The sequence below is a fragment of the Thioalkalivibrio versutus genome (assembly GCF_001020955.1).
Lineage (GTDB): Bacteria > Pseudomonadota > Gammaproteobacteria > Ectothiorhodospirales > Ectothiorhodospiraceae > Thioalkalivibrio > Thioalkalivibrio versutus.
In genome coordinates, this window is record NZ_CP011367.1 from 1,985,144 (window position 1) to 1,998,695 (window position 13,552).

Sequence of the window (13,552 nt, forward strand, 5' to 3'; positions counted from 1 at the left end):
GGGTTCAGGGCGAAATTCGGGGTCTGTGAGCCAGTTGGCTTGCGAGGATCAAAGGGGGCGAATAGCGTTTCCTGCGAGCACCCCTCCCCCCCCTGTGTGCTCGACGCCCCGTGCCTCCAGAGGCCGGGGCGTTTTCATTGGCGGGGCCCGTTTGCCCAGGAGACTCCAGGTGCGGCGCGTGCAGGCGTTACGACTCCCTTGTGCCGGGTGACTGCACGGCGGTCACCGCGCCTTGTTCGCACGCAAGACCGACTCGCGCGCGAACGGGTCCCTTGATCAGGGTTTCCCTAGTGCGCCAGCAGTTCGCTCAGGGCATGCAACATGGACTGCAGGCGGACCTCGTGGCGTTCGCCATCGAAATGGCAGGTCTCGACACGGGCATCCTGGCCTCGCTGTTGCCAACCGAAGCAGACCGTACCGACCGGCTTGGCGTCGGTCCCGCCCCCGGGTCCGGCGATTCCGGTGACCGAGAGCGCGTGATTCGCCCCGCTGCGGGCCAGCCCACCCTCGACCATTGCACGGGCCACCGCCTCGCTGACGGCGCCGTGTTCCTCGATCAACTCGGGCGGCACGCCAACCATCGTGGTCTTGGCGGCGTTCGAGTACGCCACCCAGCCGCATTCGAACCACTGCGAGCTACCCGGAATATCCGTCATCGCCTGCGCGATGCCGCCGCCGGTGCAGGATTCCACGGTGCACAGGCGTTCGCCCTTCGCCATCAGGCGCTCGCTCAGGTCATAAACCAAAGCCGACAGGCTCGGGGCGTCGGACTCGCGGAGGGTCAGGAGGGTGGTGCTCGATTCTGCCGTCATGGCGCGATCATCCCTCCGGATCGAAGGCGACCGCAACCCGCCAGCCGTTGCCGGATGCGCCCTCGACGGGGGCGCAGCGCACCACGCGGCCGTGACGCTCAAGCCCTTCCAGGCGACCGTCCGGGCTTGGCACCGAGACCGTAATCCCCACACCGGCATCGGTCTCGCGCTGCGCCACAAAGGCGCAACCCATGGCGGAAAGGTCCTCCAACTGCACGCTGATGGACTCGCCACTGGAGCGCCAGGTCACGCGCGCCGCCGTGCTGACCTGCATCCGCCGGTGATCGCGCCGATCCTCTTCCCCGATCATGCTCGCCTCCTCCCTGACATCGCGTCGCTTGCGCTGTCCCGAGTGTGGCACAACTCCCGCACCTGACCCAGCTGCCATGCCGGGCACCGCATCCGTATACTGCGCGTCTGCCCGGATCGAGCGCCGGAGGACCGATGAGCGCCGCCGCCCATACGCTTAGCCGGGCCAATCGCGGGCAGACTACGCCACAGGGCCATGCCAGCCGCGCGAGCGCCGGCCCCCTGCTTGAGGGCGTTACAGGCAGGGGTATGGAGCGTTAGTTGGCCTGCTTGCGGTCCGCATGGGCGCGGGATAGCGTGACTGAAGAGCACCGCCCCCCTGTGTGCTCGGCGCCCCGTGCCTCCCCCCTGAGGCCGGGGCGTTTCTCGTTGGGGTACGGAGCCCGCACGCGAGCACGGGGGATTGCCAACCGATGCATCCGCGCGCGTGATACCGTGCGCGGCGAACCGCCGAGTATTGGACAAATGTCTGATTGCGAATCCCGATTTTCTGGACAGCCGCTAACAAGTGACTGACAAGACGCCACTTTCCGCACACACCCCGATGATGCAGCAGTACCTCGGTATCAAGGCCGAGTACCCGGATACGCTGCTGCTCTACCGCATGGGTGATTTCTACGAGCTGTTCCATGATGACGCCGAGCGCGCCGCGGGACTGCTTGATATTACCCTGACCCGGCGTGGCGAATCGGCCGGACAGCCGATCCCCATGGCCGGGATCCCGGTGCACACGCTGGAGAGCTATCTCGCGCGCCTGCTGAAGCTGGGCGAGAGCGTGGCCATCTGCGAGCAAACCGGCGCCGTCGGGGAACAGAAGGGCCCGGTCAAGCGCGAGGTCGTACGCATTGTCACCCCCGGCACGGTCACCGAGGAGGCCCTGCTGGAGGCCCGCAGCATCAACCGGATGGTCGCGGTGTGCCCCGCCGGCTCGGCCGCGATCAAGGGCCGCAAGGAGGGCTACGGGATTGCCAGCCTGGAGTTCGCCTCCGGCCAGTTCCGCCTGCTGGAGGTGCGCGACGCGACCGAACTGGCCGCCGAGCTGGCACGGCTGGACCCGGTGGAATGCCTGATCCCCGACCAGGCCGCGCCCATCCCCGGGATCGAGGGCTTCGCCCCGCAGCGCCACGCCGACTGGCATTTCGACGGTGTCTCCGCCCGCCGGGTCCTGACCACGCACTTTGGCACCCGGGATCTCTCCGGCTTTGGCTGTGATGGCCTGGATCTCGGCATCGCCGCGGCCGGCGCCCTGCTTGCCTACGTGCAGAACCGCCATCGCGGGGATCTCGCGCACATCACCGGCCTGGCGCACGAACTGCGCAGCCAGATGCTGGTGCTGGACCCGGCCACCCGCCGCAACCTGGAGCTGACCCGCACCCTGGGCGGCGAACGCCACGGATCCCTGCTGGCCCTGCTGGACACCACCCGCTCGGCGATGGGTTCGCGCCGACTACTGCAGTGGCTGCACCAGCCACTGCGCGACCGCGCCATCATCCGCGAGCGCCAGACCGCGATTACCGGACTTCTGGAGGCGGGGGCCACCGCGCCCCTGCGCGAGGCCCTGGCCGGCAGCGCGGATGTCGAACGCATCCTGTCGCGCATCGTCCTCGGCAGCGCCCGGCCGCGCGACCTGACCGCCCTGCTCGCGAGTCTCGAACGCCTGCCGCCCCTGCACCAGGCCCTGACCCCACTGGCCGCCAGCGCGGCCTCCCTGCAGGCGCTGTACGAGGCCCTGGCGCCGGAAGACGAGCTGAGCGCGACCCTGGCCGCCGCGCTGGTCGAGGAGCCACCACTGCGCGTCACCGACGGCGGCATGATCCGCGCCGGCTTCGATGCCGAACTGGATCGCCTGCGCGCACTGGAGAACGATGCCGACTCGTTCCTGCGCGAGATCGAGGCGCGCGAGCGCGAGGCCACCGGCATCCCCACGCTCAAGGTCGCCTACAACCGGGTGCACGGCTACTACATCGAGGTCTCGCGCACGCGCTCGGCGGAGCTGCCCGGGCGCTTCATGCGCCGCCAGACGCTGAAGAACGCCGAGCGCTACACCACCGAGGAACTCAAGCGCTTCGAGGACGAGATCCTCTCCGCCCGCGAGCAGGCCATGGCCCGCGAGCGCGCCCTGTTCGACGGCCTGATCGCCGAGCTCCAGGGTCGCGCCCCGGGTCTGCGCGTGATTGCGGACGCGCTGGCCGAACTGGATGCCCTGGCCTGCCTGGCCGAGCGGGCCAGGCGCCTGGACTGGCACTGCCCGGAACTGGTCGACACGCCCGGCATCCGCATCGAACAGGGCCGCCACCCAGTAGTGGAGGCCGGCCTGGATGCGCCCTTCGTCGCCAACGACACCGAGCTGGACCCCGAAGAGCGCAGGCTGCTGGTCATCACCGGCCCCAACATGGGCGGCAAGTCCACCTACATGCGCCAGACCGCGCTGATCGTGCTGCTGGCCTGCATGGGCAGCTTCGTGCCAGCCGCGCGCGCGCAGATCGGGCCGGTGGACCGGATCTTCACCCGCATCGGGGCCTCCGACGACCTGACCTCCGGGCGCTCCACCTTCATGGTGGAGATGACCGAGGCCGCCAACATCCTGCACAACGCGGGCCCCGAGAGCCTGGTGCTGATGGACGAGATCGGCCGCGGCACCAGCACCTTCGACGGCCTCGCCCTGGCGCTCGCCTGCGCCGAACGCCTGACGCGCCACAATCGCGCCCTGACCCTGTTCGCCACGCACTACTTCGAGCTGACGGCGCTGGCCGAACGCGAACCGGCGGTCGCCAACGTGCACACGGATGCCATGGAACACGAGCACAGCATCGTGTTCCTGCACCAGGTCCGCGAGGGGCCGGCCAATCAGAGTTACGGCCTGCAGGTAGCGCAACTGGCCGGGGTACCGGCCGATGTCCTGAAGCTCGCGCGCCAGCACCTGCGCGAGCTCGAGGACCGCGCCGCCGAGAGCGACTCGCCGCAACTGGGGCTGTTCACGCCCAAACCCGACCCGGCCAACGTGGCCGCACCCGAACCCGAGCCGTACGAAGCGGAGGCACGCGCCCTGAAGGCCCTGTTCGACACGCTGGATCCGGACGACATGTCCCCGCGCGAGGCCCTGGATGCCCTCTATCGGATGAAAGACGCCCTGCGCGAAAAGTAGCCGCTGCGTCGGAGGTCAGTCGTCCGGATCCGCGGGCGTGACCGCCTCTTCCTTGGCATCGTCCGGATCGCCATCTTCCAGCACATCCGAGGGGATCGCCGCGCTGTCCCAGCCGCCACCCAGCGCACGGAATAGCGTCGCGGTGGCCGCCAGCCGATCGCGCGAGGCCTCGGTCAGGGTCAGGCTCGCATCCAGCAGGGCGCGACGCGCGTCCAGCACCTCCAGATAGCCCACGAAGCCGCCGAGATAGCGCCGCTCCGCCAGGTCAAGGACCTCGATCCGGGCACGCATCTCGCGCTGGCGTGCCTCCACCCGCTCGTGGGCCGCGTTCAGGACGCTCCAGGCATTGCCCACCTCGACCAGGGCCTCCTGGATCGCCAGGCGATACTCCAGCTCCGCGATCGCATATTCGGCCTCCACCTCGTCAATGGTCGCCTGACGCCGCCCAAAATCGAGGAGCGGAACCGTGGACCCGACCAGCAACTCCCAGATCGCCGAATCACCGGAGGCCAACTGGCTCACCCCGCTCGCCTCCTGCCCGAACAGGGCCGCCAGATTCAGGCTCGGCAACCATTCGGCCCGCGCCACCCCGATATCCGCGTTGGCCGCGATCAGTCGGGTTTCCGCCGCGCGAATATCAGGCCGCCGGGTGATGAGATCCGATGGCACCGAGTGCGGCAGGCCGGAGAGCGTCTCCGGGAGGGCTTCCAGGCCCTCGTCGCCGAGGCCGTCGAGCCCGTCGATCACCGCCCCGATCTCTCCGACCAGCACCGCCAGGGCGCGCCGCTGTTGGTCTGCATCCGCTTGCAACCCGGGCAGGCTCGCCCGGCTGGTCTCCAGCTCGGCCTGTGCCTGACGCACCGTCAGGTCGGTGGTCGCGCCACTCTCGCGGCGTGACCGCTCGAGTTCGAGGGCCTCGGTCTGCGACTGGATGGTGGCCTCGGTGGTCTCGATTTGTTCGCGCGTCGCGCGGTAGTCGAAATACGTGCTGACCACGTCACTGACCACCGCCAGACGCAGGGCATCCCGGGTGAAGGCCGCGTTCAGCAGACGGGCTCGCGCCGCCTGGTTCGCCCTCGCAAGCCGCCCCCACAGGTCGACCTCGTAGCTCAACACCGCGGCAATCGTGATCTCGGTCTCGGGATCGTCCCCGCGCCCCGGATTCTCGCGCAAGACCTCGGCCTCGCCATCCAGACGGGGAAATTGCTCGGCGCGGCTGAGCCCCAGCACGGCCCGCGCCTGCACCACGCGGGCCGCGGCGATCTCGGCGTCGAGGTTGTTCTCCAGGGCCTCGCGCACCAGACGGTCGAGCAACGGGTCCTCGAACATCTCCCACCAAAACTCGGCATCGGAGTAGTCCTTGTCCATCTGCTCGCCAATCGCCTCGGGCCACGCCTCCGGGAGGGTGACTTCCGGACGCTCGTAGTCCGGCCCCACCGCGCAGCCCACCAGCGCAAGGGCCAGGGCCGCGCCCGTCAGGGCCCTTGGCAGGATGCTACGCATGCGTTCCAGTCTCCCCCGCAGGCTCCGTTCCGCGCAGGCGGCGGTTCAGGCGCTCCATGCCACTGCTGATGACGTAGTAGAACAACGGCACGAACAGGAGCGCGAGGAAGGTCGCGCCCAGCATGCCGCCGATGATGCCGATGCCAATCGCGTGCTGACTGTTCGCACCCGCGCCCGTGGCCAGTGCCAACGGCACCGCACCCAGGATGAACGACATGGCGGTCATCATGATCGGCCGGAAGCGCAGACGTGCCGCCTCCGCGGCCGCATCGAACAGATCCAGCCCCTCGTCGCGCTTGAGCTGGGCGAACTCGACGATCAGGATCGCATTCTTGGCCGCCAGCGAAACCAGCACCAGCAAGCCAATCTGGAAGTAGATCCCGTTCTCCTGCCCAGTGAGCCAGATCGCGACCAACGCCCCGAAGATCGCGAAGGGCACGGCCAGCAACACGGCCAGCGGCAAGCTCCAGCGTTCGTATTGCGCCGCCAGGATCAACACCACGAACACCACGCCCAGCACGAACGCCAGCATCGAGGTCCCGGCCGCCTGCTGCTCCAGGTATTCGGCCCCGGTCCAACTCAGGAGGTAGTCGTCCGAAAGGGTCTCGTCGACCACTTCGTTCAACGCACGGATCGCCTCGCCCGAGCTGTAGCCCGGTGCCGGCTCGCCCATGATCCGCGCGGCCGGAAACACGTTGAAGCGCTCGACCTCGTCCGGTCCCTGCACGCGCTCGACCGTGAGCAGGCTGGACAGCGGCACCAGCGTGCCGGTATCGGAACGGACGAACACCTTGTCGAGATCATCGGGCCGCTGGCGATATTCGGCCTCGGCCTGCATATGGACCCGCATCACCCGCCCGAACAGCGAGAAGTCGTTCAGATACACGGCTCCGAACGTGCTCTGCATGGCATCGAAGACATCCCCCAGCGGCACCTCGGCGGCAAAGGCACGTTCGCGATCAATCTCAACGTCGTACCGCGGCACCTCGACATTGAGGGCCGTACGCACGTCGGCCAGTTCCGGCCGCTCGCGCGCCGCCTCGATGACCTCGTCGGCGCGTTCGCGCATGGTCTTGAAATCATCCCCAACCCGGCTTTGCAGATAGGCATCAAAGCCCCCGGTGGTGGAGATCCCGGTAATCGGCGGCGGATTGAATGCGCGGATGTTCGCCTCCGGCTGGCGCTCGCCCTGTGCGACCAGCCGGTCGATCACCGCGTCGCTGCCCTGATCGGCATCGCGGCGCTCGGACCAGTCCTTCAGGGTCACGTAGGCCACGCCCGCGTAGGTCTTCATGCCACCGGACAGGAGATCCATCCCGGAAAAGGCGACGACGTCCGCCGTATCCGGGTCCGCCAGTGCCTCCTCCGCCAGCTGGTCCATCACGGACTCGGTACGGTGCAGCGAGGCGGCGGCGGGCAGTTCGGCCGCGGCAAAGACATAGCCTTGATCCTCGTCCGGCACCAGCCCGCCCGGGACGATGCGGAACAGGACCACGATGGCCACCAGCAGCAATGCGAACAGACCCATGCCCAGGACATTGCGCCGCAGCAGGAAGCGTACGCCGACCATGTAGACAGCGGTAAAGCGTTCGAACGCAGCGTTGAACCAGCGAAACGGAAAGGCCGGACGGCGCGGCTTGTCGGACAGCAAGCGGGCGCACATCGCCGGGCTCAGCGTCAGTGCGACGACGCCGGAGATCCCCACCGAGACGGCGATCGTGATTGCGAACTGCTGGTACATCTGCCCGCTGAAGCCCCCGATAAAGGCCACCGGCACGAACACGGCAATGGTCACCAGGGTCATGGCGATAATCGGCGTGGCGACTTCATCGACCGTCTGGTAGGCCGCATCCACTGCCTTCATGCCTTGCTCGCGCATCAACCGCTCGGTGTTCTCCAGCACGATGATCGCGTTGTCCACGACGATCCCGATCGCCAGCACCAGGCCAAACAGCGTCAGCATGTTGGCGGAGAAGCCCAGCAGGTACATGCCGGCGAGCGTGCCAATCAAAGAGACCGGAACCGCCACGATGGGAACCGCGGTGGCGCGGACCGTCTGCAGGAACAGGTACACCACGGCCACCACCAGGATCAGCGCCTGCACCAGGGTCAGCAGGACGCGCTGCACCGACTGGTCGATGAAGGTCGTGGTGTCGAACGGAATGTGGTACTCGAGACTGTCGGGGAAACGCGGCTCAAGCTCTTCCAGGATTGCGCGCACCCCGCGCGCCGTCTCCAGCGCGTTGGCCCCGGGCTGGAGATAGATGCCGACCGGCACGGCGACCTCGCCGTTGTGTCGCGCGCCGAAGTTGTACAGATGCGCGCCCAGTTCCACCCGCGCCACATCACCCAGACGCAGCGCAGACCCGTCCGGGGTACTGCGCAGGATCACCTGCTCGAATTCCTCCACCTCGGAGAAGCGCTCGGGGGTCGTCACGGCGTAGGTGAAATCGACCGTTTCGTCCATCGGCTCGGCGCCGAACTGTCCGGCCGCGTACTGCTCGTTTTGTTCCTGCACCGCGGTCCGGATATCACTCGCGGTCAGGTCGAACTCGGCCATCTGGTCCGGCTGCAGCCAGATCCGCATGGAATAGATCTGCGCCCCGAAGAACGTCTGGTCCCCAACCCCCGGCGCCCGCCGCAGCTCGGCATACACGTTGCGCCAGACGTAGTCACTGATCGCACGCGGGTCCAGACTGCCATCGGAGGAGGTGAAGGTAATCATCTGCAGCATGGACGGGGCGCGCTTCTCCACCGCGATGCCGGAGCTGACCACGGTATCCGGCAGCCGCCCCATCGCCCCCTCGACCTCGTTGCTCACATTGATCGCGGCGATGTCGGGATCCGTGCCCACCTCGAAGGTGATGATCAACTCCATGTCACCTTCGTCGCTGGCCTTCGAGCGCATGTAGGCCATGTTGTCCACGCCATCGACCGTCGCCTCGATCGGCGCCGCGACGGTCTCCGCCACCGCCTCCGCACTGGCACCGGGATAGCTGGCGGTCACGACCACCTTGGGCGGCAGGATGTCCGGGTACTGGTCAACGGGCAGGAACAGTGCCGAGGACAGCCCGGCGAGGACGAACAGGATGGAGATGACCGAGGCCAGCACTGGCCGGCCAATGAAAAAACGCAACATCAGTCGCTTGCCCGGTCGCGGTCAGGGCCGTTCCCGATCCCGTCCAGGATGTCGTCCACCGCGTCCTGCTCGGTCGCCGGATCCATGACCTCATCCAGCAGGTCGGTCGATACCTCGGGCAGCAAGCCCGGGGCCACCGGTTCCTCGGCCGCGCGCGGCGAATCCAGGGGACGGATGCCAATACCCTCCTCGATCCCGGCCACGCCCCCGATCACGATCCTGTCGCCGTCACTCAGCCCCCCGGTAACGAGAAAGTCCTCCCCCAGATCCATGCCGATCTGAATGGGCCGCATGTGCGGGACATCGTCATCATCAACGACAAAGACCGCCGTCCCCTCGGGGCCCTCGACCACCGCGGCATGGGGCACGCGCTTGCCATGTCCGGCGATCAGCCCACTCAACGTGACCCGCACGAACTGGCCGGGCAGCAACTGCACATCTCGGTTCGGGAACAGGGCACGCACCTCGACCATGCCGGTTGCCTCGTCCACCGACACCTCGGTTACATCGATCTGACCCTGATGGGGGTACAGGGCATCATCCGGCAGGGCGAGCAGCACCGTGAGGCCAACACCGGAACGAATCTGCGGCCCGTAGGTGGCCAAGTGGGCCTCGGGTATCGCGAAATCGGCACGGATCGGGTCCAGCTGGGTCACCGTGGCGAGCAGATCACCGGCCTCCAGCAGGCTGCCCTCCGGGCGTTCCTCCAGCCCCCCGACCCCATCCAGGGGCGAGACGACCGAGGTGTAATCGAGATCAAGACGGGCCTCGGCCAATGCCGCCTCGGCGGCGGCCACCTCGGCCTCGGCCAGCTCCAGTTGCGAGCGGGCCTCGTCACGCTCGCGGCCACTGGCCGCGTTGTCCTCGTACAGTCCCAGCACGCGTTCCCACTCGCGCTCGGCCTGACGCCTCTCCGCCGCGGCCCGTTCGAGGCTCGCTTCGCCACTGCGTACACGGACGGCGTAGGGCGACGGATCGATACGGAACATTTCGGCGCCGCGCTCGATCTGCTCGCCCTCTTCATAGCGGCGGCTTTCGAGCACACCCGAAACCCGCGCACGCACTTCCACTTCGCGCGGACTGCGGGTACGCGCAGTATAGGTACGGGAGATCGAGACGAGTTCGTTTTCCAGCGAGCGCACCGGGACTTCCACGACCTCGGGAGCCGCCTCATCCTCTTCTTCGGATTCCGCCGCGCAACCCGGCAGCAGGACAAGCAACAGCCAGCCGAGGATCAGAGCGGTCACGGGGGTGGCCGAACGCAAGTGATGCATAGATCGTTCTCCCACTACTCCGGGCGCACCCGGTTCCCGCCCCGCTCGTTATCCGGGGCACAGATTGTCGGGGCCCGGCCCACCAACAGGGACACGTAGGGGCCAATGGCACCGGGCGCAGGCGGAAAACCGGCCCCGGCGGTGCAGCAAACGCTTCTGGTCTCCACCCTAGCGCGACGCCTCGGCGCGCGTAAACCAACGCCTGCGTCTTTTGCGGTCGCCCCAAAGTCCCCGTAGCCGCAGGCCATTTCGCCAACGCCATTAAGGGTGGCGGCCCAACGCATGCTGAATGACGCCGACCTGTGCCCGGGATTCACGACTCCCGCGATGGAGGCGTTACAATGCCGCAATAACCCGTCGGCAAGGCCAGGGACACGTGCCGCCGCGACCATGACCGGGCCTCAAAAACCCCGGTCAACTGACTGAATTCAAAGGGAGAAAAGCATGGCTTTCATCGTTCTCGATAACTGCATCAAGTGCAAGTACACCGATTGCGTCGAGGTCTGCCCGGTCGACTGCTTCCATGAAGGACCGAACTTCCTGGCCATCGACCCCGACGAATGCATCGACTGCACCCTGTGCGAGCCGGAATGCCCGGCCGAAGCCATCGTGCCGGAGGACGACGTCCCCGAAGACCAGCTCCAGTTCATCGAACTGAACGCCGAACTCGCCCGCACCTGGCCGGTCATCACCGCGCGCAAGGACCCGCCGGCCGACGCCGAAGATTGGGACGGCGTGGAAGGCAAACTCCAGTACCTGGAACGCTAACCCCGGCAAGACCGGTCCCAGCCAGCCGCCAGCCTGGGCGCAGCTCACAGTCAGGAGCTGCGCCACCACCCGGGGAGCGGCTCCTCCGCTGGCCCCGCGCAACGCCCACCCGCCCTGCTACGCACCCGCGCCAGGAAGTGCTCGATGCGCAGCCGCCTCCGCTGACGGCAGCATCCTCCCGCAGGCTGCCCGGCAGGCCATTGATGATCGACCCAGTACGGGAAGACCCGACGACGATCCAGGGCTCGGAAGCGCCGCCTCAGGCAGCAGGGCGATCAGGGAACAAGCGGCCTGGAATCCACCACAAGTACACGGCCATGCCGACCAGCTCGACCAGGGACTGGAACACCACCACGACCACGGCGAGTTCCAGCCCCTGCGGCAGGGCGAGCGCGATGGGCAGGACCACGAAGGAGTTGCGCGACCCGAGGCTGAAGGCGAGCACTCGCCCTTCGGCTATCGGCAGGCCGAACACCTGGGCCAGGGCCCGCGCCAGCAGGGCCGCGACCACCAGGAAACCGGCAAAGATCAGCAGCAGCGGGAACAGCACACCGACTCCGTCGAGCACCGTGTTGACCTGCGAGGCCGCAATAATGAACACCACCACGGCCAGCAACGGGACCGGCAGCCAGGCCAGACCCGAGATCAGGTGTCCGCGGCCGGGGTCGTCGTTGGCCCAGCGTTCGGTGAGATAGGCAAGGATCAGCGGGACCAGGATCAACCCCGCGAAGGCCTTCAGCACGTCCTCGCCAGCCAGCGCCAGGGTGAACTCACCGCCAAAGAACAGCCACAGATACAGCGGCAGCAGGGCCAGCTGCAGCAGGAGCGAAATGGGTGAGAACGCGATGGCCCGGCGGGTATCGCCGCCGCCGAGATGGGTAAAGGTGATGAACCAGTCGGTGCAGGGCACCAGCAGCACCAGGGCGATCCCCAGCAGGATCGCCGGATCGCCCGGCGCCACCTGAAGGATCGCCCAGACCAGCGGCGGGATCACCACGAAGTTGCCGATCACCGCTGCCAGCAGCAAACGCGGCTCGCGGAACGCCTCGCTCAGGTGGAGCAGCGGCGTCTGCGTGAAGGTGGCGTACAGCAGCACCCCGAGTACGGGCCAGAGCACCACCTCCAGCCACTCGCTGGCCCCTGGCGCGGCCACCCCCAGGAAAAGCCCCAGGGCGATCGTCACCAGGTAGATCAGTACCTGATACTGCTCCAGCCGCTCACGCATCCGCGAACGCGGCTCGGGCACGACACAAGGCGTTTACCAGAGCCAGGTTTCAGGTTGCTCGATAGCACGGTTGTCGTTGTTGGCCAGCAGGCCCTTGATGCAGCGCACCAGCAGCCAGATCACCAGGGCGAGGAAGATCACGAAGCCGATGCCGATCGGCGTCGTGATGACCCCGAGCACGGCAAACAACAGCCCGATCCAGAACGTGCGGATCTGGTAGGTGAAGTGGGAGACGCTGACGGTATCGGCCTCGCCGCGCTTGATATAGGCGATGATCAGACCGGCGATGGCGGTCAGCGCGGTCAGGAAACTCACCAGATACAGCACGTAGACCACGGTCACCATGGTGACGTCCTTGCGCGGCCCGGCCGCGGGCTCGCTCACCTCACTGCGCACGACTTCCGGTTTTGGATCTTCCGACACCTGGCACCTCCTGTGGATTGGCTCACGCGGCCAACTTAGCAGACTTGTCCGCTGACTACCCGGGCCCGCCCAGCACGATGAGCACGATGCCCCCCAGGGCAAAGACGAAGCCGGTCAGCTGCACCCAAGACATGCGCTCGGCCTGAAAGAAACGCGCCATCAATGCGGTCGGGGCCGGCGACAGCGCGCCGGCCACCGCAATGATCGACAAAAGCCCCATGCGCACGGCCACCACGAAAGCGACCGTCGCCGCCGCCTGGAACAGCCCGGCCAGCGACAGCAACACCAGCGTGGACCGGCTCATCCCCGTCTGCGGGCGGCGGATCAGCATCACCACCAGCAGTGCCAGCGCACCCACGGCGGACGTCGCGACCACCGGCCACAGCGGCGAGCCGGCCTCGGCCTCGTTGAGGAACACGAAGACCAGGCCGAAGCAGACCCCGGCGATGGTTGCGTCCACCAGCCCGCGCACCGGGTGCTCGCCCCGGGCCAGCGCCATCAGGCCGCGCACGGGTTCGTCCAGGCGTCGCGGGCTGGCCTTGCGGGACCCGCCCGAGATCATCCCGATCGCCACCACGATGGCCGCGATCCCGGCCAGCGCCAGCGGTCCCGGTTGCTCGCCCATCACCAGCCCGACCAGCAGCGGCACCAGGGCCGAGATCACACCGGTCACGGCGGCCACCAGGCCCATCGAGCCCTCGGCCAGGCCGTGGTAGTAGGCCAGCAGCCCCAGGGCCAGTGCGAGCCCCGAGGCACCCCCCCAGAGCAGGGCCTGGGTGCCGGGCAGCCCCGCCAGCGGGAGGGCAATCACCAGCAGCGCGATGGTCGCAAGGATCTGCGAATAGCAGGCGACCACCAGCGCCGGAATGCGGCGCGAGGCCAGGCCGCCGAAAAAGTCCCCGGCGCCGAATCCAAGGGCTGTCAGCAGCCCGAGGAAGAAGGCCATGTCAGGTC

The 13,552-nt window shown here is 67.6% G+C and carries 10 protein-coding genes; 2 read left to right on the top strand and 8 right to left on the bottom strand.

Annotated features, from left to right (window positions below):
• Window positions 1-287 precede the first annotated feature (287 nt).
• Both TVD_RS09215 and TVD_RS09220 read right to left on the bottom strand, forming a co-directional pair.
• Window positions 288-812 (bottom strand): CinA family protein, encoded by a 525-nt coding sequence (locus tag TVD_RS09215; RefSeq protein ID WP_047251439.1) that lies wholly within the window; start codon window positions 810-812, stop codon window positions 288-290.
• 7 nt (window positions 813-819) lie between these two features.
• Window positions 820-1,122, bottom strand: coding sequence for a PilZ domain-containing protein (locus TVD_RS09220; RefSeq protein WP_018144308.1), 303 nt, complete (start codon window positions 1,120-1,122; stop codon window positions 820-822).
• Between the two features lie 546 nt (window positions 1,123-1,668).
• Here TVD_RS09220 and mutS point away from each other — a divergent pair.
• The gene (gene mutS, locus TVD_RS09225) at window positions 1,669-4,266 is read left to right on the top strand and encodes a DNA mismatch repair protein MutS (protein WP_047251957.1); all 2,598 of its coding nucleotides are present in this window, start codon (window positions 1,669-1,671) and stop codon (window positions 4,264-4,266) included.
• Window positions 4,267-4,281: 15 nt separating this feature from the next.
• Here the strand turns inward: mutS and TVD_RS09230 are convergent, their stop codons facing one another.
• From TVD_RS09230 to TVD_RS09240, 3 genes are read right to left on the bottom strand one after another with little or no spacing between them, the layout of a single operon-like run.
• Window positions 4,282-5,769 carry an efflux transporter outer membrane subunit gene (locus tag TVD_RS09230; RefSeq protein WP_047251440.1) on the bottom strand — a complete coding sequence of 496 codons (1,488 nt, stop codon included), beginning with the start codon at window positions 5,767-5,769 and terminating at the stop codon, window positions 4,282-4,284.
• Entirely contained in the window at window positions 5,762-8,908 is a 3,147-nt protein-coding gene (locus TVD_RS09235; protein ID WP_047251441.1) for an efflux RND transporter permease subunit, read from the bottom strand. The genes TVD_RS09230 and TVD_RS09235 overlap by 8 nt, the downstream gene beginning before the upstream one ends.
• Window positions 8,908-10,182 carry an efflux RND transporter periplasmic adaptor subunit gene (locus tag TVD_RS09240; RefSeq protein ID WP_047251442.1) on the bottom strand — a complete coding sequence of 425 codons (1,275 nt, stop codon included), beginning with the start codon at window positions 10,180-10,182 and terminating at the stop codon, window positions 8,908-8,910. Before TVD_RS09240 ends, TVD_RS09235 begins: the two co-directional genes overlap by 1 nt.
• A 444-nt stretch (window positions 10,183-10,626) precedes the next feature.
• Between TVD_RS09240 and fdxA the strand changes: the two genes are divergently transcribed.
• Window positions 10,627-10,950, top strand: a complete 324-nt coding sequence (fdxA, locus tag TVD_RS09245) for a ferredoxin FdxA (protein ID WP_018168634.1) — start codon at window positions 10,627-10,629, stop codon at window positions 10,948-10,950.
• A 259-nt stretch (window positions 10,951-11,209) separates the two neighbouring features.
• Here the strand turns inward: fdxA and TVD_RS09250 are convergent, their stop codons facing one another.
• Genes TVD_RS09250 through TVD_RS09260 form a run of 3 tightly spaced genes read right to left on the bottom strand, consistent with a single transcriptional unit; the run spans window position 11,210 to window position 13,544 of the window.
• Window positions 11,210-12,175, bottom strand: coding sequence for an arsenic resistance protein (locus tag TVD_RS09250; RefSeq protein ID WP_047251443.1), 966 nt, complete (start codon window positions 12,173-12,175; stop codon window positions 11,210-11,212).
• Window positions 12,176-12,208: 33 nt separating this feature from the next.
• Complete coding sequence (locus TVD_RS09255) at window positions 12,209-12,598, bottom strand: DUF4870 family protein (RefSeq protein WP_047251444.1); 390 nt, start codon at window positions 12,596-12,598, stop codon at window positions 12,209-12,211.
• 55 nt (window positions 12,599-12,653) lie between these two features.
• Window positions 12,654-13,544: a DMT family transporter gene (locus TVD_RS09260; protein ID WP_019567907.1), complete on the bottom strand. Its 891-nt coding sequence runs from the start codon at window positions 13,542-13,544 to the stop codon at window positions 12,654-12,656.
• Between the last annotated feature and the right edge of the window lie 8 nt (window positions 13,545-13,552).

What these genes read in the sequence shown, in the direction of transcription:
- TVD_RS09215 (WP_047251439.1), bottom strand. Translation starts at nt 812, where the DNA reads ATGACGGCAGAATCGAGCACCACCCTCCTGACCCTCCGCGAGTCCGAC.
- TVD_RS09220 (WP_018144308.1), bottom strand. Translation starts at nt 1,122, where the DNA reads ATGATCGGGGAAGAGGATCGGCGCGATCACCGGCGGATGCAGGTCAGC.
- mutS (WP_047251957.1), top strand. Translation starts at nt 1,669, where the DNA reads ATGCAGCAGTACCTCGGTATCAAGGCCGAGTACCCGGATACGCTGCTG.
- TVD_RS09230 (WP_047251440.1), bottom strand. Translation starts at nt 5,769, where the DNA reads ATGCGTAGCATCCTGCCAAGGGCCCTGACGGGCGCGGCCCTGGCCCTT.
- TVD_RS09235 (WP_047251441.1), bottom strand. Translation starts at nt 8,908, where the DNA reads ATGTTGCGTTTTTTCATTGGCCGGCCAGTGCTGGCCTCGGTCATCTCC.
- TVD_RS09240 (WP_047251442.1), bottom strand. Translation starts at nt 10,182, where the DNA reads ATGCATCACTTGCGTTCGGCCACCCCCGTGACCGCTCTGATCCTCGGC.
- fdxA (WP_018168634.1), top strand. Translation starts at nt 10,627, where the DNA reads ATGGCTTTCATCGTTCTCGATAACTGCATCAAGTGCAAGTACACCGAT.
- TVD_RS09250 (WP_047251443.1), bottom strand. Translation starts at nt 12,175, where the DNA reads ATGCGTGAGCGGCTGGAGCAGTATCAGGTACTGATCTACCTGGTGACG.
- TVD_RS09260 (WP_019567907.1), bottom strand. Translation starts at nt 13,544, where the DNA reads ATGGCCTTCTTCCTCGGGCTGCTGACAGCCCTTGGATTCGGCGCCGGG.